The organism is Lysobacter enzymogenes (genome assembly GCF_017355525.1).
Lineage (GTDB): Bacteria > Pseudomonadota > Gammaproteobacteria > Xanthomonadales > Xanthomonadaceae > Lysobacter > Lysobacter enzymogenes_C.
In genome coordinates, this window is sequence record NZ_CP067395.1 from 3,717,586 (window position 1) to 3,741,553 (window position 23,968).

20 protein-coding genes are annotated in these 23,968 nt (G+C 69.9%); 12 read left to right on the forward strand and 8 right to left on the reverse strand.

Annotation, left to right across the window (positions count from 1 at the left end):
* Nucleotides 1–31 precede the first annotated feature (31 nt).
* The 3 genes from JHW38_RS15635 to JHW38_RS15645 form a co-directional block, all read right to left on the reverse strand.
* Nucleotides 32–1,537 (reverse strand): FHA domain-containing protein, encoded by a 1,506-nt coding sequence (locus tag JHW38_RS15635; RefSeq protein ID WP_207522262.1) that lies wholly within the window; start codon nt 1,535–1,537, stop codon nt 32–34.
* 131 nt (nt 1,538–1,668) lie between these two features.
* Nucleotides 1,669–3,732 carry an FHIPEP family type III secretion protein gene (locus JHW38_RS15640; protein ID WP_207522263.1) on the reverse strand — a complete coding sequence of 688 codons (2,064 nt, stop codon included), beginning with the start codon at nt 3,730–3,732 and terminating at the stop codon, nt 1,669–1,671.
* Nucleotides 3,733–4,152: 420 nt separating this feature from the next.
* On the reverse strand, nt 4,153–4,668 hold the full coding sequence (locus JHW38_RS15645; RefSeq protein WP_207522264.1) for a flagellar biosynthetic protein FliO: 516 nt from the start codon (nt 4,666–4,668) through the stop codon (nt 4,153–4,155).
* A 136-nt stretch (nt 4,669–4,804) separates the two neighbouring features.
* Between JHW38_RS15645 and JHW38_RS15650 the strand changes: the two genes are divergently transcribed.
* The 7 genes from JHW38_RS15650 (at nt 4,805) to JHW38_RS15685 (ending at nt 10,599) form a co-directional block, all read left to right on the forward strand.
* Nucleotides 4,805–5,884, forward strand: a complete 1,080-nt coding sequence (locus JHW38_RS15650) for a sensor histidine kinase (protein ID WP_207522265.1) — start codon at nt 4,805–4,807, stop codon at nt 5,882–5,884.
* A 148-nt stretch (nt 5,885–6,032) separates the two neighbouring features.
* Nucleotides 6,033–6,638, forward strand: coding sequence for a response regulator transcription factor (locus tag JHW38_RS15655; protein ID WP_207522266.1), 606 nt, complete (start codon nt 6,033–6,035; stop codon nt 6,636–6,638).
* A complete protein-coding gene (gene sctQ, locus JHW38_RS15660; protein WP_207522267.1) occupies nt 6,631–7,734 on the forward strand; it encodes a type III secretion system cytoplasmic ring protein SctQ in 1,104 nt (367 codons plus the stop codon). Before JHW38_RS15655 ends, sctQ begins: the two co-directional genes overlap by 8 nt.
* 3 nt (nt 7,735–7,737) lie before the next feature.
* The gene (locus JHW38_RS26005; protein ID WP_278249797.1) at nt 7,738–8,640 is read left to right on the forward strand and encodes an EscR/YscR/HrcR family type III secretion system export apparatus protein; all 903 of its coding nucleotides are present in this window, start codon (nt 7,738–7,740) and stop codon (nt 8,638–8,640) included.
* A gap of 163 nt (nt 8,641–8,803) precedes the next feature.
* Nucleotides 8,804–9,070, forward strand: coding sequence for a type III secretion system export apparatus subunit SctS (gene sctS / locus JHW38_RS15675; protein ID WP_207522268.1), 267 nt, complete (start codon nt 8,804–8,806; stop codon nt 9,068–9,070).
* 24 nt (nt 9,071–9,094) lie between these two features.
* Nucleotides 9,095–9,889, forward strand: a complete 795-nt coding sequence (gene sctT / locus JHW38_RS15680; protein WP_207522269.1) for a type III secretion system export apparatus subunit SctT — start codon at nt 9,095–9,097, stop codon at nt 9,887–9,889.
* A gap of 47 nt (nt 9,890–9,936) precedes the next feature.
* Nucleotides 9,937–10,599, forward strand: a complete 663-nt coding sequence (locus JHW38_RS15685; protein ID WP_207522270.1) for a glutathione S-transferase family protein — start codon at nt 9,937–9,939, stop codon at nt 10,597–10,599.
* Here the strand turns inward: JHW38_RS15685 and sctU are convergent.
* A complete protein-coding gene (gene sctU / locus JHW38_RS15690) occupies nt 10,590–11,699 on the reverse strand; it encodes a type III secretion system export apparatus subunit SctU (protein ID WP_207522271.1) in 1,110 nt (369 codons plus the stop codon). The two genes, JHW38_RS15685 and sctU, sit on opposite strands and share 10 nt — an antisense overlap.
* Nucleotides 11,700–11,913: 214 nt before the next feature.
* Between sctU and JHW38_RS15695 the strand changes: the two genes are divergently transcribed.
* The 4 genes from JHW38_RS15695 (at nt 11,914) to JHW38_RS15710 (ending at nt 14,330) form a co-directional block, all read left to right on the forward strand.
* Complete coding sequence (locus JHW38_RS15695; protein ID WP_207522272.1) at nt 11,914–12,231, forward strand: hypothetical protein; 318 nt, start codon at nt 11,914–11,916, stop codon at nt 12,229–12,231.
* Nucleotides 12,232–12,325: 94 nt separating this feature from the next.
* On the forward strand, nt 12,326–13,048 hold the full coding sequence (locus JHW38_RS15700) for a hypothetical protein (RefSeq protein ID WP_207522273.1): 723 nt from the start codon (nt 12,326–12,328) through the stop codon (nt 13,046–13,048).
* Between the two features lie 212 nt (nt 13,049–13,260).
* Nucleotides 13,261–13,869 carry an SCO family protein gene (locus JHW38_RS15705; protein ID WP_207522274.1) on the forward strand — a complete coding sequence of 203 codons (609 nt, stop codon included), beginning with the start codon at nt 13,261–13,263 and terminating at the stop codon, nt 13,867–13,869.
* Nucleotides 13,870–13,877: 8 nt separating this feature from the next.
* Entirely contained in the window at nt 13,878–14,330 is a 453-nt protein-coding gene (locus JHW38_RS15710; protein WP_207522275.1) for a copper chaperone PCu(A)C, read from the forward strand.
* A gap of 110 nt (nt 14,331–14,440) precedes the next feature.
* On the opposite strand, the gene JHW38_RS15715 is transcribed toward JHW38_RS15710, so the two are convergent.
* The gene (locus JHW38_RS15715; RefSeq protein WP_207522276.1) at nt 14,441–15,037 is read right to left on the reverse strand and encodes a response regulator transcription factor; all 597 of its coding nucleotides are present in this window, start codon (nt 15,035–15,037) and stop codon (nt 14,441–14,443) included.
* 267 nt (nt 15,038–15,304) lie between these two features.
* Entirely contained in the window at nt 15,305–17,905 is a 2,601-nt protein-coding gene (locus tag JHW38_RS15720) for a glycoside hydrolase family 3 protein (protein WP_242690956.1), read from the reverse strand.
* 71 nt (nt 17,906–17,976) lie between these two features.
* Here JHW38_RS15720 and JHW38_RS15725 point away from each other — a divergent pair, with 71 nt between their 5' ends.
* Nucleotides 17,977–19,065 (forward strand): LacI family DNA-binding transcriptional regulator, encoded by a 1,089-nt coding sequence (locus JHW38_RS15725; RefSeq protein WP_343225429.1) that lies wholly within the window; start codon nt 17,977–17,979, stop codon nt 19,063–19,065.
* Nucleotides 19,066–19,112: 47 nt separating this feature from the next.
* Here the strand turns inward: JHW38_RS15725 and JHW38_RS15730 are convergent, their stop codons facing one another.
* Nucleotides 19,113–20,678, reverse strand: coding sequence for a sodium:solute symporter family transporter (locus tag JHW38_RS15730; protein ID WP_207522277.1), 1,566 nt, complete (start codon nt 20,676–20,678; stop codon nt 19,113–19,115).
* Between the two features lie 211 nt (nt 20,679–20,889).
* Nucleotides 20,890–23,553, reverse strand: a complete 2,664-nt coding sequence (locus tag JHW38_RS15735) for a TonB-dependent receptor (RefSeq protein WP_207522278.1) — start codon at nt 23,551–23,553, stop codon at nt 20,890–20,892.
* Nucleotides 23,554–23,968 lie beyond the last annotated feature (415 nt).

A 23,968-nucleotide genomic window follows, 5' to 3' on the forward strand; every position in this document is an offset into this window, starting at 1 on the left:
CCAGCTAGTGCTGACCCTGGGTCGTCCCTGTTCATTGTCGGTTTCCGGGCCGCGCCGGCGCTTCGGCCACGGCCGGGCGCGCGCTCGCGGGCGCAGCGGGCGGCTGGGCCGCGGCGGCGGCAGGCGGCTTGGCGTTGCTGCCGGCGGCGGCGTTCGCCGCGGGCGCAGCGCCGGCGGTGGCGGGCGCAGGCGCGGCCGCGTCGGGCGCCGGCGCAGCGGCGGCGGCATCGGCCGCCGGCGCGGCGCCGCTGGCGATCGCCAGCTCCTGCGCGGTCAGCGGCTGCGCCTTGATCTGCTCGGTCAGGCCGGTCAGCTTGTTAAGCGCCCAGGCCTTGTCGCCGATGGCGATCAGGTTGCGGCCGTCGGGCAGGCTGTCGCCGACCGCGTACTGCGCGCCGTCGAGATCGATCACGTGCGGGTTGTCGCCGCGCACGATCTTGACGATCCGGGTCGGCTCGGTCGGCACCGCCTGCTTCGGCGCTTCCGGCGCGGCCACCGCGGGGCCGGCGACCTGGGTTTCGTCGAGGTTGCGCGGAATCACCCGGCGCACGCCGTTGACGTCCTGCATCGCGCGCGAGGCGACCGCGCGCTTGAACTGTTCTTCGTCGGCGAAGCGGCCGCTGACTTCGACGTCGCCGTTGCCGAGGTAGCGCGTGGTCGTGCTCAGGCCCTGGCTGCGCAGCACCTCGCGCACGTCGGCGGCGATGTCGTCGCCGGTGCGCAGGTCCAGCCGCGCCTCGACCTGGTCGGTGGCCAGGCGCTTGCGGATCATCTCGCGCACGCTCGCGTCCTTGACCGTGCCCGACAGCACCAGGCCGCCGTCCTCGTTCTCGACCAGCTTGCCGCCGGCGATCGAGAACTCCTTGATCAGCGGCTGCACCAGTTCGGTCGGGGTCGGCTTCTTCTCGAAGCCCGGCATCACCGCCGCGGCGATCGCCACCGACACCAGCGACAGCGCCGCCAGGCCCGCGATCAGCGGCAGGTGGCGCATCGGCGTCTTGGCCGGACGCGCGGCGTCGGCGAGGTTCGGCAGCATCGTCGCCCAGCCCGGGTCTTCGGCCGCGCCGACCGCGAACGAGGCGCCGCCGATGTCGACGCGCTGCATCGCCGCGAGTTCGGCCGGGTCGCCCGGATTCAAGGTCTGGCCTTCGATCGTCAGCGGCGCGTCGAGCGCGCGCAGCGAGACCGTGCCGCCCATGCGGGTCAGGAAGGCGTGGCGCGGTGCGACGTTGGGATCGGACAGGACGATGTCGCAATCGCCGCTGCTGCCGATCAGCACGGTTTCCTGCGCCGACAGCGGCCGGCTGCCGCCGGTGTGCAGGCCGGAGACGATGCGCAGCACGCTGATCGGCGAGGCGATGCGGATTTCGGCGCTGCGGCCTTCGACGGCGCGCGGCTCGGAAGCGGCACCGGTCGACGCTGCGGACGTGAACGATTCAGGCGACTCGACCGCAGGCGACTGCGCGGCGCGCGTCCGCTCCGCGTCGCCGATGCCGTCTTCGCGCTCGTGCGGGGGGTGTTGATCGGGGGACATCATCGCGGTGACTCCTGTTCAGCGCCGCCGCCGAAGGCGGGGCGCGCGGCCGGGACGCGCGAGTCGCGCGGGCCGTTCGGCCGATGAATGGGGAAATGGGCGCTCGCAGCGATGGACATGGCTGTGTTCTCTCCTCAGGCGTTGACCTGACCCGCCTGCACGATGCGCAGATCGGGCGCGAGTTCCTGGTAGGACAACACCGGCAGCTCGAAGAAGTCGATCTCCAGCAGCTTGCGCAAATGACGGCGAACATCCAGTGAACACAACAGCACCGGTTTTATGCCTTCGCCCTGTCGCGCCAGATGCGAACGCACTTCCGCGCCGAGCCGTCCGGCCAGTTCCGGCGAGATCGCCAGCTGGGTGGCGCCGCCGGCCACGCGCACCGATTGGCGCAGGCGGTCTTCGAGCTCGGGATGGATCAGCAACACCTGCATCGTGCGTTCGCCGTCGGCGTAGCGGTCGGCGATTTCGCGCTTCAGCGCGACCCGCACGTACTCGGTCAGCAGCACCACGTCCTTCTCGCGTCCGCCGACGTCGGTGATGGCTTCGAAGGCGTCGCGCAGATTGCGGATCGGCACGCCTTCCTCGACCAGCCGGCGCAGCACGTCGGCGACGCGCTGCGGCGCGACCACGCGCAGCATTTCCTTGACCAGGTCCGGATAGTCGCGCTGCATGCGCCCGAACAGGTTGGACGCTTCCTGGATGCCGATGAAGCTGCCCAGGCGCCGTTCCAGCGCGAGCCGGCAATGCTCCATCACCGTGCCCAGGCCGTCGCGGATGCCCGGCCCGGCCTGGCCGGTCCACTCGCCGGCCAGCGGCGGGAAGAAGCCCGGCAACTTCGGCGCGTTGGCGTCGCCGGCGCGCGCGGCGCGGAACTGCGCGTTCGGCGACAGCCGGCCGAACGCCATGCGCGCGCCGAACGCGGTGAGGCGGTAACCGCCGAGGCCGTCGCTGCCGTCGAGGTCGGCGGCGATCTTGACCACCGGCACCGGCAGCGGCACGCCGTATTCGTCGCGCAGACGGCGCGCGATCTCGATCATGCGTTCGCGCGCGGCGTGCTCGCCGAACGCGGCCGCCAGCGACGGCGACAGGTCCAGCTGCAGCGCCGCGGGCGGCGCGACTTCGTCTTCGTTGGCCGGCTTGTCCTCCGCCGCGCGCTCGCCCTCGGGCACGCTGAACGCGCGCCGCAGCAGCGGGTGGTAGTGGCGGTAGCGCCACGCGGCGAAGCCCAGCAGCACGACCGACAGCGCGAAGAACACCAGCTTCGGGAAGCCCGGCACGAAGATCATCAGGAACGCCAGGCAGCCGGTGATCAGCAGCACGCGCGGCTGGCCCGAGACCTGGCGGGTGATCGATTCGCCGAGGTGGCGGTCGTCCTCGTCGCCGGCGGTGCGGGTCACCACCAAGCCGGCGGCGATCGTCGCCAGGATCGCCGGGATCTGCGAGACCAGGCCGTCGCCGATGGTCAGGATCGAATAGGTGTGGGTGGCGTCGCCGAGCGGCATGCCCTTCTGCAGCACGCCGATGGCCAGGCCGCCGAGCAGGTTGATGATGATGATGACGATGCCGGCGATGGCGTCGCCCTTCACGAACTTCATCGCGCCGTCGAGGCTGCCGTGCAGTTGGCTTTCCACTTCCAGCAGGCGGCGCTTGCGCTTGGCCTCGTCCTTGTCGATCAGGCCGGCGCGCAGGTCCGAGTCGATCGACAGCTGCTTGCCGGGCATCGCGTCGAGGGTGAAGCGCGCGGCGACTTCGGCCACGCGCTCGGCGCCCTTGGCGATGACGATGAACTGGACCACGGTGATGATCAGGAACACCACGAAGCCGACCACCAGGTTGCCGCCGGCGACCAGGCTGCCGAATGTTTCGACGATATGACCGCCGTTGGCTTCGAGCAGGATCGAGCGGGTGATGGCGATCGACAGCGACAGCCGGAACAGCGTGGTCAGCAGCAGCACGCTGGGAAAGCTGGAGAACGCGACCGGCGTGGGGATGTACAGCGCGATCAGCAGCAGGCCGAAGCCGATCGCGATGTTGACCGCGACCAGCGTGTCGATGATCGCCAGCGGCAGCGGCAGGATCATCACGCCGATGATGGTCACCGCCGCGAACGCCAGGACCACGTCGCTGTAGCCCGCGCGGCGACGGCCCTGCGCGCCGGACGCGGTAGCGATCCAGGAAGTCAGCAGTCCACGCATTCGTTCGTCCCGAGTTCCTTAGGAAATCCCGCTCCCCGCGGGGGCATGGCCGATCCGCCCGCGCAGGCCCGGCGCGGCGCCTTGCGCCAGCGCGACGGCGACCGCGGCGCCGCGCGGAACGGATCCGCGCGCAGCGTTCGTGTGATGAGTCGCACAGTCTGGAACGTTGCAGGCGATCACGACGTTGCCACGTACCCCAGAGCCATCGCGCATGGCTGTCCTCGACACGATGCCGGTCCGGACGGCCGATACTAAGTGCAATTTGTCACTTGTTGTGTGAACGAACGGGTTCCGCGCAATGCGCGCACAAACTCACGCGGCCTTCATTGGACGCGGCTAAATTCGCGCGCATTCGTCGCTGTTTTTGTGAACTTGTGCGCACTTGCTTCGACGCATTCGTCTAACGTACGCGCAAAACGTTCACGCCTCGCGCTCGACCGCGGCGTTGGGGGCCGCGTTGGGGGATTCAGCGACGGACGATTCCACAGGCGAAGCGGTTGCAGATGCAACCGTTGCGTCGGCCGCAGCGATGTCGGCCGGTTCGAGCTCGGCGATCAGGGTCATGGTCTGTCCGCCCACGCCGACCGCGAGCGCCCGGCCGGCGCGGGTGCGCAACACCACGATCCGCTCGCGCGGACCGATCGGCAGGATCTGCAGCACCGACAGCGGCGCTTCGCGCGCGGTCAGGCCGTGGCGCTTGCGCAGCACGTACAGCACCGCGACCAGGCCGCCGAGCACCACCGCCACCGGCAGCAGGATCGCGGCGAACTCGAACAGCAACGACGGCGGCTGCGCAGCGGCGGCCTGGGCGGCGGGAGCGGCGGCGGCCGCCGGCGCCGCGGCGAACGCGGCCCACGGCGCGCAGCACGCGAAGGCGAGGCAGGCGCGGACGGGGCCGGAACGGACGGCGGAACGCAGCAAGGGCAGTGTCGGCATGGCGATTGAGTGCGCAACCAGGTTCGGGAACGGAAGGAGCGACGACGGCGCGATCGGCGGCCGGCGCGCGGCGACATACCGTAGCAGCCCGCCGCGGCTTCACGCCGCGCGGCCGGCGAACGCGGGAGGCTGAGGCATGCCCCGCACCCGCGCCAGCACCAATACGGCCGACACCGCCGCGCGCGGCGACGCCGGCCTGCTCGCCGCGGTGCCGTTCGCCTGCGCGGTGTTCGCCGGCGACGGCGCGCTGCGCGCGGCCAACCCGCGCTACCGCGAGGAATTCGGCGAACTGCCCGAACACGACCGGCGCGAAGCCCTGCTGGCGCGCCTGCACGGCCAGAACGGCGGCGGCGCGCGCCCGCGCGAGGTCCGCGCGCCGCACAGCGGGCGCTGGTACGCGCTGCACTGGGGCCGCGCCGAACACGCCGGCGAGGCCGCCGACGTGCTGACCGCGGTCGACATCAGCGAGCGCATCGAGACCCTGGCCTCGCACAAGAGCCGGCAGGAAAAGCTGCTGTTCACCTCGCGCATGATGTCGGTCGGCGAAATGGCTGCGACCCTCGCGCACGAGCTCAACCAGCCGCTTGCGGCGATCATGAATTACGTAAACGGCAGCCTGCGGCTGGTCGAGCAGGCCGGCGGGCCGGTCCAGGTCGAACGCGCGCTGCAGGCCGCGCGGACCCAGGCCGAGCACGCCAGCGCGGTGATCTCGCGGGTGCGCGAGTTCGTCCGCGCGCGCGAGCCGCGGCGCGACGCGCACGCGCTGTCGCGCCTGGCCGAGACCGTGCTGGAGCTGCTGCGGCTGGAAGCCGAGCGGCTCGACCTGCGCATCGAACTGCGCCTGCCCGAATCGCTGCCGCCGGTGTTCGCCGACCGGGTGATGGTCGAGCAGGTGCTGCTGAACCTGGTCAAGAACGCGATCGAGGCGATGCGCGAGATCGCCCCCGAGCGGCGCGAGCTGCGCATCGACGCGCGCCTGAACCTGGACGAGCAGGTCGAGGTGCGCGTGTCCGACCGCGGCGCCGGGCTCAGCCCGGCCGAGCAGGACCAGCTGTTCTCGCCGTTCTTCACCACCAAGACCGACGGCCTCGGCATCGGCCTGGCGATCTGCCGTTCGATCATCGAATACCACGAGGGCCGGCTGTTCTTCGAGCCGCGCGAAGGCGGCGGCAGCGTGTTCGGCTTCACCCTGCCGCGTTACGAGGCGCGCGCTTGAAAGGCGCGCAGGTGACAAACATCAGCACCGCCGCCGGGCCGCTCCGGGTTATACCGTCGCGCTGGCGCGCGAGCGGGCGAGGCCGCGCCGCGCCGATGCGCCGGCCGGCTCCGCACGGCGGCGCGCGATCCGCCGCTAGGGAGTCCGCATGAGCGAAGCCCGCATCTATCTGGTCGACGACAACGACGGTTTCCGCGAATCCACCGCGTGGCTGCTGGAAACCGCCGGCTTCGAGGTGCAGGCCTACGCCAGCGCGCCGGCGTTCCTGGAGGCCTACGCCGGCGAGCGCCACGGCAGCGGCGCGCAGTGCCTGGTCTCGGACATCCGCATGCCGCTGATGAGCGGGCTGCAATTGCAGGAGGAACTGCGCCGGCGCGGGATCACGCTGCCGCTGGTGTTCGTCACCGCGCACGGCGACGTGCCGCTGGCGGTCGAGGCCATGCGCAAGGGCGCGGCCAACTTCCTCGAGAAACCCTTCAGCGACGACGGCCTGATCGAGGCGATCCGCGCCGCGGTCGCCAACGCGCGCAACCACGCCGGCGGCGGCGAGGCCGGCGACGACCGGCTGGCCCGGCTCAGCCCGCGCGAACGCCAGGTCATGGACTTGGTGGTGGCGAGCAAGCCCAACAAGATCATCGCCGACGTGCTCGGCATCAGCGTCAAGACCGTGGAACTGCATCGATCGAACATGATGAACAAACTCGGGGTACGCTCGCTGCCCGAACTGATGAAGGTGGCGCTGGGTCATGGTTGAGGCCGACGCGATCGACGCTGCGCCGGGCACGGCCGGCGAAAACGCCGCGCTGCAGGCGCGGCCGCTGCGCGGCCGGGTGCCGGCGGTGCCGCTGTGGCAGGCGCAGGCGCTGTGCGGTTTCTTCGGCGCGGCCCAGCGCTGGCCGCTGCGCGACGGCGGCGGCTGGCTGGAGTTCTTCGCCGCCGGCCCGGTCGACGGCGAAGTGATGACCCTGGAAGGCGACGGCGCGCGGGTGCGGCTGCAGCTCGACAGCGGGCTGGCGCTGGACGCCGACACCGGCCTGCACTGGAGCGGCTACCGCGGCCGCTCGCGGGTGCTGGCCTGGAGCCTGGCGCACGAATCGCAATTGATGAAGCTGAGCCAGGCGCTCGACGTGGCGCTGATTCCGGTCGTCGACGACAGCGCCGCCTCGCTGCAGAGCCTGCAGGCGCGCGGCGACGACGACGGCCTGTGGCTGGGCTTCCGCGTGCTCGACGGCGCCGCGCAGCCGCGCGCGCGCGGGCACCTGCGGATTCCGCCGGGTTGGGTCGACCGCCTGCTGCAACGCGCGGAGCTGTTCGAGCGCGCGCGCGGCGACGGCGACGGCGACGGCGACGACTACCGCGACTGGTCGCAGCTGCCGGTGCCGCTGGCGCTGAGCTGGGACGGCCCGACCCTGCGCTACGCGCAATGGCGCCAGCTGCGCGTCGGCGACGTGCTGGTGATCGGCAATTTCCAGCGCCTGCCGCAGATGCGCGCATGCGCGCCGGGCTGCGCCTGGCCGCTGGCGCCGAGCGCCGAGGGCTGGCGCATCGACGGGCCGGCGCAATTCCTTTCCACGCACGAGGAGACATCCGCGATGAGCGACCCCGAATCCGCCGCCGAGGCGCCCGCAGCGACCGGACCGGACGTGCCGGTGCGGCTGCAGTTCGACCTGGGGCGGCTGGAATGCCGCTACGAGGACCTGCAGGGATTCCAGCCCGGCTACGTGTTCGCCCTGCCCTCGCGGCTGGAAGGCGCCAACGTGGTGATCCGCGCCAACGGGCGCGATGCGGGCCGCGGCGAGATCGTCGCGGTCGGCGATACCTTGGGCGTGCGCCTGCTCTCCTGGAGCTGAGTCATGGATTTCAGTTCGTTCTCGCCGGCGCTGGTGCTGCTGACGGTGGTCAGCCTGGCGCTGGCGCCGTTCGTGGCGGTGATGGTGACCTCCTTCACCAAGATCGTGGTGGTGCTGAGCCTGCTGCGCAACGCGCTGGGCCTGCAGCAGGTGCCGCCGAACGTGGTCATCAACGGTCTGGCGATCGTGCTGTCGATCTATGTGATGTATCCGGTGATCCTGGAGACCCACGACGCGATCAACGCGCGCGCCGGCGGCGGCGCGGCGGCGACCGCGACCCAGGGACAGCCGCCGGGCACCGGGCCGGCCGCGGCGAACGCCGCGAACGCGCCGGCGGATCCGGCCGCCGCAGCGGCGCCTGCTGCTGCGGCCGCACCGGCCGCGGCGAACGCTGCGGCGCCTGCCGCACCGGCGGCCGCTGCCGCGACGCCCGCCGCCGCGCAGGCCAACGCGCCCGCCGGCGCCAAACGCCCGACTCCGCTGCCGTCGGCCGTGCTCGGCGGCAAGATGGACGCCGCGCGCCTGCTCGCGCTGATGGACGCCGGCAAGGAACCGCTGCGCAAGTTCCTGATCAAGCACTCCAGCGACGCCGAGCGCGCGTTCTTCCTGCGCAGCGCCCAACGCCTGCTGCCGCCGAACGCGCGCGGCGACATCAGCGTCGACGATTTCATCGTGGTGATTCCGGCGTTCACCGTCAGCGAACTCACCGCCGCGTTCCAGATCGGCTTCCTGATCTTCCTGCCGTTCCTCATCATCGACCTGGTGGTGTCGAACATCCTGCTCTCGCTCGGCATGATGATGCTCTCGCCGACCACCGTGTCGCTGCCGTTCAAGCTGCTGCTGTTCGTGCTGATCGGCGGCTGGGCGAAGCTGGTGCACGGGCTGGTGCTGACGTATGGCGGGTGAAGCGGGGGTTGGGGACAGCAACAGCGGGGTTGGGGAACTGGGGCGGCGCGGGTGCGGGTTGTGCCGGCGGCCTTTGAACTCACGCGCATCCACAGTTCCCTAACCCCGCCCTTGCTCTCTCCAACCCCGCTGCACGCTCCCTCCCGCCACAACGGACCCCGCCATGGGCGACATGCTCGAAATGACCAAACAGGCCCTGTGGCTGACCCTGCTGCTGTCGGGGCCGCCGGTGGTGGCCGCGGCCCTGGTCGGGCTGGTGGTGGCCTTCATCCAGGCCGCGACCCAGTTGCAGGAACAGACCTTCGCCTACGCGATCAAGTTCACCGTGATCGCGGTGACCTTGTTCGTCACCGCGTCGATGATCGGCGGCACCCTGTACACCTTCGCCGACCGCATCTTCCTCGACTTCCCCGGCATGATCCGCCACTGATGCGCGACGCACGCTGACGACGCGATGATTCTCGACGTAGAAAACGGCGGCAACCTGCTGCTCGCGCTCGGGCTGGTGCTGCCGCGCGTGCTCGGCGCGTTCATGATGCTGCCGCTGATCACCTCCGAAAACATGCCGCCGCTGGTGCGCAACAGCTTCATGGTCTCGCTGGCGATCATCGCCATTCCGGTGGCGATGAACGGCGTGCCGCTGAGCCAGCTCAACGCGCTGCAGTTCGCGCCGATCATCCTCAAGGAACTGTTCATCGGCGTGTCGATCGGCTTCGTGTTCGGCATGGTGTTCTGGGCGATCAGCGCCGCCGGCAACGTCATCGACACCCAGGTCGGCATGACCCTGGCGCAGGTGTTCGACCCGGTCCAGGGCCATCAGGCCTCGCTGCACGGCAGCTTCCTGTCGCAGTTCGCGACCTGGCTGTTCATGGCCAGCGGCGCGTTCCTGGTGTTCCTCGACCTGCTGATGGCCAGCTACGCGATGTGGCCGGTGGTGTCGTTCTTCCCGACCCTGCACGCGGCCGGCATGGAGCTGTTCGTCGGCCAGTTCAGTTACCTCATGAGCGCGCTGCTGGTGCTGGCGGCGCCGGCGATGGTGGTGCTGCTGCTGATCGACCTGTCGTTCGGCCTGGTCAACCGCTTCGCCCCGCAGCTCAACGTGTTCACCATCACCATGCCGATCAAGGCCTGGCTGGCGACCTGGATCGTGCTGCTGATGCTCGGGGTGTACGTGGAGATCGTGTTGCAGCGCATCTCCGGCAACCGCGGCCTGATCGAGGCCTTGAACAAAGCCTTCGGCGGCGCCTGAGGCGCGCGCCGCGTCTGTCGTTTTCCCCGTTTCGGAAGGAGCGCGCGATGACCGAACTGACCCTCACCACGTTCGACTGGGTGCCGGATTTCCCGCGCGGCTACGTGCGCGACGTGCGCGTGCGCTGGGCGCTCGAAGAAGCCGGGCTCGACTACCAGGTGCGCAGCGTGCCGTTCCGCGAGCGCGGCCCCGACCACTACGCGCACCAGCCGTTCGGCCAGGTGCCGTGGCTGACCGACGGCGAACTGTCGATCTTCGAAAGCGGCGCGATCCTGCTGCATCTGGCCCAGCGCGCCGACAGTCCGCGCGCGCAGGCCTTGCTGCCGGCCGATCCGCAGCGCCGCAGCGAGGCGGTGGAATGGCTGTTCGCCGGCCTCAATTCGGTCGAGATGGCGAGCGTGCCGTGGTCGGTGCTGAAGTTCTCCGACGTCGCCGACGGCGTCGCCTGGGAGCGCATGAACGGCTTCCTGGAAATGCGCCTGGACCGCATGGAGCCGGTGCTGGCGCAGCGCGAATGGCTGGCCGGACAGTTCAGCGTCGCCGACATCCTGATGGCCGACGTGCTGCGCCTGCCCGACCGCTTCGATCGCCTCAGCGGGCATCCGGCCTGTCGCGCCTATGTCGCCCGCGCGACCGCGCGGCCGGCGTTCGCCAAGGCCCATGCCGACCAGATGGCGCACTTCGCCGCGGCCGACGCCGCTCAGCGCTGATCGTCGAGCGGCGGCGGCAGTTCCGGCGCGCTGTCGTCGCCGTCGCGCAGGCGGCGCACGGTTTCGGCCCAGTGCAGGACCTCGGCCACAGCCTCGAAGAACTCGTTGCCGATGTATTCGTCGAGCCCGGCGCGTTCGTTGAGGCCGCGCGCCAGCTCCACGTTCTGCAGGATCGGCACGCCGGCCTCGGCGGCGGCGCGCTTGATCGCCTCGGCCATGTAGCCCTCGCCCTTGGCCACCACCACCGGCAGGTCGGTGATGCCGTGCTCGTACTGCAGGGCGATGGCGATGTGGGTGGGGTTGGTCACGACGACGTTGGATTGGCGGACGGCGTTGAGCATGTTCTGCTGCGACCATTCCTGATGCAACTGCCGGCGCCGGCTCTTGACGTGCGGGTCGCCTTCGTTTTCCTTGACCTCCTGCTGGATGTCGCGCCGGCTCATGCGCAACTGCTTGAGGTAGGAGAACTTCTGGTACCACACGTCGATGGCGGAGACGAAGAAGAACACGAAGATCGTCCACACCCCGATCCGCACCAGCCCGTACCAGATGCCCGAGCCCATCGCCGCGGGCGGCGCGTACGGCAGCAGCATCAGCTGGGCCAGCATCTTGTAGATCACGAAGCTGCCGATGCCGACCAGGGCCGCGCTCTTGATCGTGGACTTGACCAGTTCGACCAGGTTGTCCATCGAGAACATCTTCTTGACGCCCTCGGCCGGGTTCATCTTGTCCATCGCCGGCTTGAGCTTGCCCAGCGCCAGGATCGGGCCGACCTGCAGGAACTCGACCACCGCGCCGAGGAACACCGCCATCGTCAGCAGCGGCAGGGTCAGCCACAGCAGGGTTTCGAACGCCGACCCGCCGACCTCGCGCAAGGCGTCGCCGAACGGCTGGTTGATCGCCTTGAGGCTGGTTTCGAACAGGCGGATCAGCTTGAGCCGCATGAAGTCCAGCATCAGCCAGCCGCACACCATCCAGCCGAGCACCAGCACGGTGCTGGTGAGCTCCTTGCTCTTGGCGACATTGCCTTCCTTGCGCGCGTCGCGGATCTTTTTCTGGGTCGGCGGCTCGGTCTTGTCGGCGCCCTGGTCCTTCGCCATGCGCGGCCCTGCTGCGGGAAGGGCACCGAGGCTAGCACGCAGGCCACAGCGCGAAAGTGGCGGGTGTCAGCAATCGCCGCCGGGCGTGCGACGGGGGGCCTGAACGCAGGCGGGGCACGTCCACCGCACCTAGGGTCGCCCCGAGTTGGCCCTGTTGGCGCCCTGGGGCTACATTGCGCCCATCCCCCACACCGCGACCGCCCTGACCGCCCGCATGAGCACCATCGGCCCCGATTCGCGCATCGACCGCGCTGGCCTCGACAGCCAGACGCTGGAAGCGCTGCGCGTCCGCGAGCCGGCGGCGCAGGGCGCGCAGGCGCCGGGCGCGGTCGCCGAGGCGGTCCCCGCGTATGCCCCGCCCGCGGTCGACCCCGGCGAGCAGACCCTCAACGCCGACGCCTGGCGCGGCGTGGCCGCCGGCGACCGCCAGTTGCCGGGCGATAGCCGCCTGGAACACGAGCTGGGCCAGCTGGACCTGTCCGCCGCCGCCGACCGCGGCGCCGAGGCGGTGCTGGATTCGCTGACCGCCTGACCGGGGCGTTCGATCCGACTGCGCACTCCGGCCGGCGATCCGCGGCCGCCATCGCCTGCCCGCATCGCTGCCGCCGGCCCGCTCGGCTAGGCTAGTGGCGTCTTTCGCCGTCTTCCTGCTTGTGACCGAACCCGCCGCGTTGAACGAATCGCCGTCGCCCGAAGCCCTGCGCGCCGCCGCCGACCGGCTGGTGTCGGCGCTGGCCGCGCACAGCGACCCGGAGTACCGGCTCAGCGTGCTCAAGCGCGTGGTCCGGCGCCTCGGCGAGGAACGCTATCCCTTGTTCATCCGCCTGCTCGGCGTGGTCGCCGAGAGCGACGACGCGCGCGCCCAGCGCCTGCTCGCCGACACCTTCGGCACCGCGCTGCGGCGCATGGACCTGCCCGGCGGCGCGCTGAGTTCGTGGGGCGCGACGCGCTTGCCGGACGCGACCGGGCCGGTCGCGGCGAGCGCGTTGTCCGGCCACTTCTTCGGCGCGACGCCGCGGCGTCTGCTCGGGCCGGTCGAATACCTGACCGTGTGGCATTTGCAACGCACCCAGCGCACCGCGTTGGGCGCGGACACCTTCCGCACCGCGCTGGCGCGGCTGATCGCCTTGCTGAACCGCAGCGAGGACGCGCGCACGCTGTATCCGCAAAAGCTCGCGGCCGATGCGCAGAACGAGATGGAAGGCGCTTACACGCGCGCCACCCGCGAGCGCCTGCGCACGCTGGCCGACGCGTGGCGGGCCGGGCGCTCGCCGGACGAGGTGGCGCAGGCGGTGCTGGATGTGGCGGAGGCGCCGTTGCCGACAGGTTGGGTGGTTCGCGATCTTTGATCGTCGCCGGGGGTCGCCCCACCCCGGCCCGAACGCAGAGCGTTCGGGCGTTCGCGACTGCGATGGCTCGCAAGCGCAGTCGCTCACCCCGTTTACGGGAGAGGGGTTGGGGTGAGGGCCGCAAGCAAAAACGCCGCTGCGACACTGAGCCACATCCTTCCGCGCAACGCCGGTGCTGCAATGCCAGCCTCCCCGCACCGAAGCGAACGCGCATGCGCGACCTGCCCTTCCTTCCATCGCCTTCGCGCCGCCGCCTGCTCGCCGCGGCCGGCGCCGCCGCGCTGCTGAGCGCCTGCGGCCCCGGCGAACCCAAGCTGAAACTGCACGGCATCGACCTGAGCCTGCGCCCCGGTTTCGGCGGCGATTTCCGCCTGCTCGATCCGCAAGGCCGCGAACGCACGCTGTCGGATTTCTACGGCAAGACGGTGCTGCTGTTCTTCGGCTTCACCCTATGCCCCGACGTATGCCCGACCGCGCTGACCCGCGCCGTGCAGATCCGCAAACTGCTCGGCGCCGACGGGCCGAACCTGCAGGTGCTGTTCGTCACCCTCGACCCGGCGCGCGACACGCCGCAGGTGCTGCAGGCCTACACCCAGGCCTTCGACCCGAGCTTCATCGGCCTGAGCGGCAGCGAACAGCGCATCGCCGACACCGCCAAGGCGTTCCGCGTGGTCTACGCGAAAGTGCCGACCGGTTCGACCTACACCATCGACCACTCCGCGCTGAGCTACGTCTACGACGCCCACGGCCGCCTGCGCATGGCGCTGCGGCACGAGCAGAGCGCGGCCGAGTGCGTCGACGACATCCGCCAGATCCTGTGAGGCCGCCCATGCGTCGCGATCGTTTCCCCGTCCTGCTGCTCGCCGCCGCGCTGCTGTGCGCGGCGCCCGCCGCGTCCGCGCAAGTGAAGGTGGAAGCGCCGTGGGTGCGCGCGACCGTCGCCCAGCAACCGGCGACCGGCGCCTTCATGCGCCTGACCGCCGCGCGCGAGCTGCGCCTGGTCGATGCGCGCTCGCCGGCGGCCGAGCATGTGGAAGTGCACGAGATGGCGATGCAGGGACAGACCATGCGCATGCGCCAGATCGCCGCGCTGGCCTTGCCCAAGGACCGCGCGGTGGCGTTGGCGCCGGGCGGTTATCACCTGATGCTGATCGGGCTGAAACAGCCGTTGCGCGCGGGCGCGAAGGTGTCGCTGACGCTGGTGTTCGAAGATGCTGCGGGCAAGCGCAGCGAGCAGGATGTGCAGGCCGAAGTGCGCCCGCTGGCTACGCCGGCGTCGTAGCAGCCCTGTAGGAGCGGCGCGAGCCGCGACCGCGACAACGCAACCATTGCGCAAGGTTCGGCGTAGTTGCGTTGTCGCGGTCGCGGCTCGCGCCGCTCCTACAAAAAGCGCTACAGCCCGACGACGCTGCGCTCCGGCCCCGGCCGCTTGCCGAGCTTGCGCTGCAGCGAACGCCGATGCATGCCGAGCAACCGCGCCGTCGCCGAAATGTTGCCGCCGGTATCGTTGAGCGCCTGCTGGATATGCTCCCACTCCAGCCGCCGCAGCGGCATCATCGTGTCCGGCGCCTGCGCGGGCGTCGGCGCCGCATCCGGCGACTCCAGGCCGAGCGCGGCCAGGATTGCGTTGACGCTGGCCGGCTTGGGCAGGTAATCGTCGGCGCCGCGCTTGATCGCGTCGACCGCGGTGGCGACGCTGGCGTAGCCGGTGACCAACACGATGCGCATGTCCGTGCGCAGCTCGCGCAACGGCCGGATCAACTGCAGGCCCGACTCGGCGCCGAGCTTGAGATCGACCAGCGCGAACGCCGGCGGTTGCTGCAAGGCCAGATCCAGCGCCTGGCGCACGCTGCCGGCGGTGCGCGTGTCGACGCCGCGACGGGCGAGGCTGCGTTGCAGGGTGGCGGCATAGGTGTCGTCGTCGTCGACGATCAGGCCCGGGCCGAGGGGGCCGTTCACAACGGCACGAGGGGGCGTGGTTGCGTTCATGCGCGGCATCCTACGCCCGGGCCCGCGCCGCGGGAGTGCGGCAAACTGCCACAGGACAATGTGTCCAACGCTGTGGTTGGGGGTATGACGGCCGGTCGCTGCGACGCCGCGCAGTGCGCAAGGAATGGGAGAGACGCCTCGTCCTCCCACACCCGTCATCCCCGCGAACGCGGGGATCCAGAGCCTTCAGCGTCATGCGCCGATGAACTCAGGCTCCCCGCTTCGCATCAGCATCAACGTCAGCGAACGACACCGACGCATAACGACTCACTGCCGCTTGCACTCCACCACCTTGTCCGCATCGGTGCCGTAAGCGACTTCGTGCAACACCACCACCGTCCCCTTCGGCGCCTGCAACCCGAACGGCGACAGCAGCTTGCCCATATCGCCGCCGGCCGTGCGCACGCACTTGAGCGGCACGCCGATGCGCTGCCACTGCCCGCGCGGCAGCCCGCGCAGGATCTCGCCGAACGGCAGCTTGGCTTCGCAGGTCGGCCCGCACTGCGCGGTCAGATAGGCCTCGCCCGCGCCGACCGCATCGGCCTTCAGCGAGATCAGCAGCTGCACGTCGCCGTTGGTCTCGCGCACCAGTTCCACCGGCGCGTCGGCGACCAGATCCAGGCGCGCCTCGCCCTTCCACTCCGCGCGCCACGCGTCTTCCTGCGCCTTGTAGTCCACCGCCGTCACCGCCAGCGCGCCGTCGGCGCTGGCCAGCGGCGGCTTGGCCGCGTCGCTGTGCTTGCCCTGCGAATTCACCCGCAGCAGCCAGCCGCGCGGCAGCGCGCCGCGGGCGAGGAAGCTCATCGAGCGCTGGTCGAGATCCGGCGTGCCCGGATCTTCCGACAAGGCGCCGACCTTGCCGCCCTTGGCATAGTTCAAGCCGTAACCGAACGCGAACTGCGGCGAGTAATCCTTGTCGCCGACGTTGGCCACCTGCACCGCGGTGCGCGGCCACGAATACGGCAGCTTGCCCTTGAAGTCCTGCTGGACCTTGCCGTCGGCCTTGCGCAGCAGCACATCGGCGATGCCGCCGCCTTCCGAACCCGGCAGCCAGGCGGCGACGAACGCGTCGGAGGCGTTGATCTCGCGGTTGGTCCACAGCGGCCGGCCCGACAGGAACACGCTGACCACCGGCACGCCGTCGGCCTTGAGCCGCTTGATCGTGTCCAGCTCGGCGTTGCGCGTGCCGCGGAACGTCGCGATGCGCAGGTCGCCCTGAAACTCGGCGTAGGGGTCTTCGCCGTAGACATAGATCGCCACGTCCGGCTTGGCCGCGTACTTGCCGTCGGCGGCCAGTTCGGCTTGGCCGCCGGCGGCTTCGATCTGCTCGCGCAGGCCGCTCCAGATCGATTGCGCGTGCGGGAAATCCGAGGGTTTGAGCCCGGTGCCCTGCCAGTTCAAGGTCCAGCCGCCGGACTGCTTGGCGACGTTGTCGGCGCCGTCGCCGAGCACCAGCACCCGCGACTTCGGCGCGATCGGCAGCACGCCGCTGTCGTTCTTCAGCAGCACCAGCGACTCGCGCACGGCCTGGCGCGCGATCGCGCGATGCGCGGGGCTGCCGAGCACCTCGAACTTGCCGCCGAGCGGGCGCTTGGACGGCGCGCCGGCTTCGAACAGGCCCAGGCGCAGCTTGACCCGCAGGATCCGGGTCACCGCGTCGTCGAGCCGCGCCATCGAAATCTCGCCGCTTTTGACCTGCTTGAGCGCGTTGTCGTAATAGCCGCGCCAGCTGTCGGGCGCCATCAGCATGTCGACGCCGGCGTTGAACGCGGCCGCGCAGTTGTCGTTGCTGCAACCGCTCAGCTGGCCGTGCGCGTTCCAGTCGCCGACCACGAAGCCGTCGAAGCCCATGCGGCCTTTCAGCACGTCGGTCAGCAGCGCACGGTTGCCGTGCATCTTGGCGCCGTTCCAGCTCGAGAACGAGGCCATCACCGTCTGCGCGCCGGCCTTCAGCGCCGGCGGATAGCCCGCGCCGTGGATATCGCGCAGTTGCTGCTCGCTGATCTTCGCATCGCCCTGGTCGCGGCCTTCGAAGGTGCCGCCGTCGGCGAGGAAGTGCTTGGCCGAGGCGATCACGTGCGCGCCGTCGAGGAACTGCTTGCTGCCGAGCTTTCCCTGCAGGCCTTCGATCGCCGCGGCGGCGTAGCTGGCGACCAGCCGCGGATCTTCGGAATAGCCTTCGTAGGTGCGGCCCCAGCGGTCGTCGCGCGGCACGGTCAGGGTCGGCGCGAAGGTCCACTCCATGCCGGTGCTGCGCACTTCGGCCGCGGTGGCTTCGCCGATGCGCCGGATCAGCGCCGGGTTGCGCGTCGCGCCGAGCGCGATGTTGTGCGGGAACAAGGTCGCGCCGACCAGATTGTTGTGGCCGTGCACGGCGTCGATGCCGAAGATGATCGGCACCGCGACCTTGCCGTCGCTGGCGTCCATCGAGGCGTTGTAGAACTTGTCGGCGATGTCGAGCCATTCCTGCGGCGGCGCGGCGTAATTGCCGCCCGGCTCGGAGATTCCGCCGGGTTCGGAATTGCCGCCGGCCAGCACCGAGCCGATGTGGTACTTGCGCACATCCTCGGGCGTGGCGCTGTTGATGTCGGCCTGCACGATCTGGCCGACCTTCTCCTCCACGCTCATCTTCGCCAGCAAAGCCTGGATCCTTGCCTCCAGTTGGGCGTCGCGCGGGATCGGCGGCTTCAGCGCCGGCCACAGCGCCGGGTGCACCGTCGCCGCGGCGCTCGTCGGTTCCTGCGCCGCGCCGGTCAGCGCCGGCGCCAGCGCCAGCAGCAAGGCCCAGGCCAGCCGGCGCGGGCGCGGCGCGGGTTTTTGGATCGAGACAGCGGCGGCGCGCCGGGGCATCGGGACGGTGGCGTTCATGGGTCGCTCCTGAAGGCATGGAAAGGTACGGCAGCGTTTCGGCCGGATCGGCCGAAACGCCGCGAAAACAGATGAGTTCCGCCCGCGCGATCTGGCAGAATGCGGCCTACACGCGGCAAGGAAACAGACCGGTCATGCGGGTGCGCATCGAAGATGTGGCGGAGGTCGCGGGCGTGTCGATGAAGACCGTCTCGCGCGTGCTCAACCAGGAACCCAACGTCAGCGAGGAAACCCGCAAGCGCGTGGAAGCCGCCGCGCGCAAGCTGCAGTACCGGCCGAACCCGTCGGCGCGCAGCCTGGCCGGGCAGCGTTCGTTCCTGGTCGCGCTGCTGTACGACAACCCGTCCAGCAACTATCTGATGGAAGTGCAGGCCGGCATGCTCGACGCCTGCAACAGCCAGCACTACAACCTGATGCTGGCGCCGGTGACCTACACCGACAAGAAGCTGGTGGCGCACGTCGACGAGATCGTGCAGCGCTCGCGCGCCGACGGCCTGGTGCTGACGCCGCCGCTGACCGACCACCCGGGCCTGATGAAGCGGCTCGGCCAGCTCGGCATTCCCTACGCCAACATCTCGCCCAAGCTGCGCGGCGAGCGCATCGGCGTGGTCCTGGACGAGGAGCGCGCGGTGCGCGAGTTGATGGCGCATCTGGTCTCGCTCGGCCATCGCCGCATCGCCCACATCAAGGGCCACCCCGAGCACGGCGCCAGCCAGTGGCGCTTGAACGGCTACCGCGACGGGCTGGCCGCGGCCGGCATCGAATTCGATCCGCAGCTGGTCGCCGAAGGCGATTTCCACTACGACACCGGCGCGATCTGCGCCCAGCGCCTGCTGCTGATGGACGATCCGCCGACCGCGATCTTCGCCGCCAACGACGACATGGCCGCCGGCACCATCCGCACCGCCAGCGAAATGGGGCTGTCGATTCCCGGCGACGTGTCGGTGTGCGGCTTCGACGACACGCCGCTGTCGCGGCAGATCTATCCGCCGCTGACCACGGTGCGCCAGCCGACCCGCGAGATGGGCCGGCTCGCCACCCACGAGCTGTTCAAGCGGATCAAGGCGCCCGACGCGGGCCAGCTGATCCTGGCCCCGTACGAACTGCAGCTGCGCAAGTCCACCGGTGCGGTCGGCAAGCCGCGCGCGCGCAAGCGCTGACGCGCGCGGCGCGGCGCGCAGCGGTCGCCTCGCTCGCGCCGGCGCGGTCACCAGAACGCGGCGTACAGCGCGATCAGGATCGCCAGCACCGCGAGCGCGGCGATGTTCCAGGCCGGCGCGGTGGCGTAGCTGACGCCGTCGTGGCGGATGCGGTCGCGCGCGGCCGGCGGCGCGGTCGCCAGCGACACCGCCGCCATCAGCAACGCCGACAGCAGGAACGTCACGCCGATGCGGTTGACGAACGACATGTCGGTCCAGATCACGTACTTGAACAACAACGAAAGCGCGATCGAGCCACCTGCGGCCGCCAGCGCGCCAGCTTCGTTGGCGCGTTTCCAGAACAGCCCGAACAGGAAGATCACCACGATCCCCGGGGTGAAGAAACCGGTGTATTCCTGGATGTACTGGAAGCCCTGATCGAACCCGCCCAGCAGCGGCCGCGCAGTGAGGATGGCGATCAGGATCGACACCGCGGCGGCGATACGGCCGACCCGCACCAGTTGCCGCTCGCTGGCATCGGTGCGTCGCTTGGCATAGAAATCCAGAGTGAAGATCGTCGCCACCGAATTGATCTTCGAGGCCAGCGACGCCACGATCGCCGCGACCAATGCCGCGAACACCAAGCCGAGCACGCCCGGCGGCAGCAGCGCCATCATCGCCGGATAGGCATCGTCGGAGCGCTCCAGCCCCGGCGAAAGCATCACCGCGGCGATGCCCGGCAACACCACGATCACCGGCAGCACGATCTTCAGCGCCGCGGCGAATACGATGCCCTTCTGCGCTTCGTTCAGATCCTTGGCGGCGAGCGCGCGCTGGATGATGTACTGATTGAAGCCCCAGTAACTCAGATGGGCGATCCACAGGCCGCCGAGCAGAACGCCCAGCCCCGGCAGCTTGTCGTAATGCGGGCTGTCCTTGGGCAGGATCATATGGAAGTGGTCGGGATGCGCGCTGAGCAGCTTGTTGAAGCCGGCGACGATGCCCGCGCCGTCGCCGATCTTGCTCAGCGTCAGCCCCGCCACCAACAAGCCGCCGAGCACCAGCAAGGTCACCTGCACGATGTCGGTCAGCGCCACCGCCTTGAGCCCGCCGTACAGCTGATACGCCAGCGCGAACAAACCGAGCAGGGTCAGCGCCAGCATCTGGTCCATGCCGGTGACCTGGGCCACCGCGATCGAACCCAGCCACACGATCGAGGTCAGGTTGACGAACACGTACAGCCCGAGCCAGAACACCGCCATCAGCGTGCGGATGCGGTTGCCGTAACGCTCCTCCAAGAACTGCGGCATGGTGTAGATGCCGTTGCGCAGGAACACCGGCAGGAAGAACTTGCCGACCACCAGCAGCGTCGCCGCCGCCATCCATTCGTAGGACGCGATCGCCAGGCCGAGCGCATAGCCCGAGCCGGACATGCCGATGATCTGCTCGGCGGAGATGTTGGCGGCGATCAGCGAAGCGCCGATCGCCCACCACGGCAGCGCCTTGCTGGCGAGGAAGTAGTCCTTGGCGGTTTTCTCGTGCCCGCCCTTCTCGCGCGAGACCCACTGGGCGAGAACGAACACGCCGGCCAGGTAGGCCAGGACGATGGCGGTATCGAGCAGGGACAGTTTCATGCGGCTCCGGGGATGGATTGCGCGGTTGCGTCCGTTCTACCCGCCGGCGCCGCGGCTGGCCACGGTCCGGGCGCGTTTCGGCGCAAGAATTCGATTGCAACAGGCGCCGACGCCGCGACACCCCGCCGCTCCGCCCGTGCGCCGTGGGGACGCGCGCGGGACGGGGCGGCGAGGCAGGGACGCTGCGCTGGCGCTGCCGGACGCTCCGGCATCAGAAGGCCCAACGCACGCGCACGCCGTAGCTGCGCGCGTCGTTGAGGAATCGGGTGTTGACGCCCGAACCGACCAAGGCCTTCTGCGACACGTCCTTGTTGGTCAGGTTCGCGCCCCACAGTTCGAAGCGCCAGGCGCCGTCGAGGGTGGTGTAGCCGGCGCCGGCGTTGATCTGGGTGAAGCCGTCCTGGCGATCCGGGAAGCCCGCGGTGGCCGCGTCCTCGATCCGGTCGACGGTGCCGGCGGTGTCGCGCAGGAACGTCACCGGGCGGTTGTTGTACTGGGTCAGGAAGAACGAGGAGCGGTACGCGGCCAGGATCTGCCAGTCGAAGGTACCGCCGGGCACGTCGAAGGCCTGCTGCAGGCGCGCGTTGAAGGTGTATTTCGACGACAGCGGCAGCTCGTTGCCGGACAGGTCGATCTGCGAGGTGATGCCGCCGTTGCCGAAGTCCTGGCTGCGCACGTCGGCGACCACGCCCTGCTTGATCTTGGTGTGCAGGTACAGCGCGTTGAGGTCGAGGGTGAAGCCGGCGCCGAAGCGCAGGCGGCTCTCGGCCTCGACGCCGTACAGTTCGGACTTGCCGACGTTGCGGTTGACCAGGGCGAAGCCGCTGGCCTCGCCGTCGGGATTGAACGCGATCACGCTCAGGTCCTGGAACACCTGGTCGTCGTAGTCGTAGTAGAAGCCGCTGACGTTGAAGGTCGAGGTGCGGCCGAGGAACTCGAACGAATTCTTCGAACCGATCTCGAACGCGGTCAGCTTCTCCGGCTTGTAGGTTTCCGGAATCACGTTGACGTCGAAGCTGTCGTTGAAGCCGCCGGCCTTGTGGCCGGTGGAGACGGTCGCGTAGAGCAGGTTGCGCGGCGTCAGGTCGTATTCCAGGCCCAGGCGCCAGTCGGTGAACTCGAACGCGCTGGAGCCGTGCTGCGGCGCGGGCACGCCGAGGACCAGGAAGCTGTGCTGGCCGTTGGCCGGGCAGTTCACGGTGTTGCCGCCGATGTCGGGACGGTCGATGCAGGTGCCGTTCGGACGGCTGCCGTCGACGATGCCGGCCAGTTGCTGCTGCATGGTGTCGCGCGCGCCGGCGCGCAGGATGCCTTGCAGCAGGAAGCGGGCGAGGTCCGCATTGCTGGTCAGGCCGCTGACGTCGAAGCTGGGGCGGTTCAACAACGCCGGCATGAAGCCTTCGGTGCCGAGCCGGGTCTGGAACACGCCGCCGTCGCCGCCGAAGCCCATCGTCCAGTTGCCGCCGATGCCGTCGCGCGACTTGCGCTCCTCGGTGTAGCGCAGGCCGCCCTTGACCCGTAGGCGCTCGCTGACGTCGAAGGTGCCGTCGCCGTAGACCGCCCACGAACGCCCGTCGACGTCGGGCATGGTGAACTCGGTGCCCGAGTAGAACGCGCCCTTGTCGGTCAGCGACATGAAGCCGACCTGCTGCTTTTCGTGGAAATAGAAGCCGCCGGTGGTCCAGCGGAAGCGCGCGTCGTCGTCGGAGGACAGCCGCAGCTCGTGGGTCTGCGATTGCGAACGCGCCTGCAGGTAGTTGGTGCCGAAGTTGTCGTAGTCCACGCCGCCCCAGCTGGCCGGCTCGCCGGCCGGACGCGCGCGCAGGTCGCGGCCGGGCCAGCTGTTGCCGTCGGCGGCGGCATTGATCTGGAAGTAGTCGACGTCGCGGTAGCTGCCGCTGTATTCCAGGTTGACGCCGCCGAAGTCGTAGCGCACCTGGCCCTGGAAGCCCCACAGCTTGTTGTCGACCTTGCCCTGCACGCCGCGATAGACCACCGCGCGCATGTCGATGTCGTCGGGCTTGAAGCCGGCTTCGGCGGCGCGGAACACGCCCGCGCCCGGATAGCCCGTGCCGAGTTCGCGGCCGACGTCGAGCATCGCGAACACTTGCAGCTTCTCGTCGGGCTCGTACAGGAACGACAGGCGGCCGGCGCTGTCGTCCTGGATGCCGGCGGGTTTCAGGTTCTGCCACAGGCCGACGTTCTTGAAGCCGGCTTCCTTCTCGACGTGATAGCCCGCGAACCGCAGCGCGGCGTATTCGCCGAGCGGGAAGTTCAATGCGGTTTCGTAGCCCTTCTGGTCGCGGTTGCCGACTTCGCCCTGCACGTAGCCGCTGAATTTTCCGCCCAGCTCCGGCTTCTTGGTGACGATGTTGAGCGTGCCGGCCAGTGCATTTCGTCCGCGCAGCGTGCCCTGCGGGCCCTTGTTGATCTCGACCCGTTCCAGGTCGAAGAACATCCCGCCCAGGCCGCGCGGCCGCGGGATGTAGGCGCCGTTGATGTGCGGCGCCGCGCCGGGATCGCCGAGTTCGGTGTTGTTCGACGAACCCACGCCGCGGATGAAGATCTCGGTCGCGCCTTCCTGGTTGGCGATGCTCAGGCCGGGCACGGCCACCTGCATCTGGCGCAGTTCGTTGTTGATGCCAAGGCCGCGCAGATCCTCCTGCGACAGCGCCTGCGCGGTGCCGGCGTACTTCTGCAGGCTTTGCGCGCGGCGCTCGACGGTGACGATGACCGAATCCAGGTCGGTGGCGCGCTGTTCGCCCGTCGGTTGCGGCGGCGCGGCGGGCGCGGCGTCCTGCGCGGCGGCGTGGCCGGCCAGCAGCGCGGCGACGACCGCCAGACTCAGACGCGAACCGCAGTGATTCAGGTGCATCGCAACCTCCCCTTCCGATGCCGGCGCTGCGGCCGGTCGTATTGACTGCTGATGTCGAGCGCGGCGCGGTCGCCCCCTGCGCGGAACCGGCCGAAAGATGCCGGCAGCTTGTAGCCCGCCGATGACAGCGCTGTCAACAAAGCGGACACGTTGCGGCAATGCAGCACGATTTCCGCTGAAATCGATCGGCCGTTCGGGACAGGACAGGTGTGCGGCGCTTGCGTGATCCGGATCACGACAATTGCGCGTTTGCACGGGCGTAAGCGTTTTCAATGCGGCGCGGCGGCGGTCTGGCTTAGACCAAAGTCGGCCGTGTGCGGGGCGCGCGCGACGCCGCCGCGGCAGGCGCCTGCGCGCGGCGATGGCGCAGCGCATCACGGCGCTTGCGCGGCCTCGGCGCGGGTCGGCGGGGGCG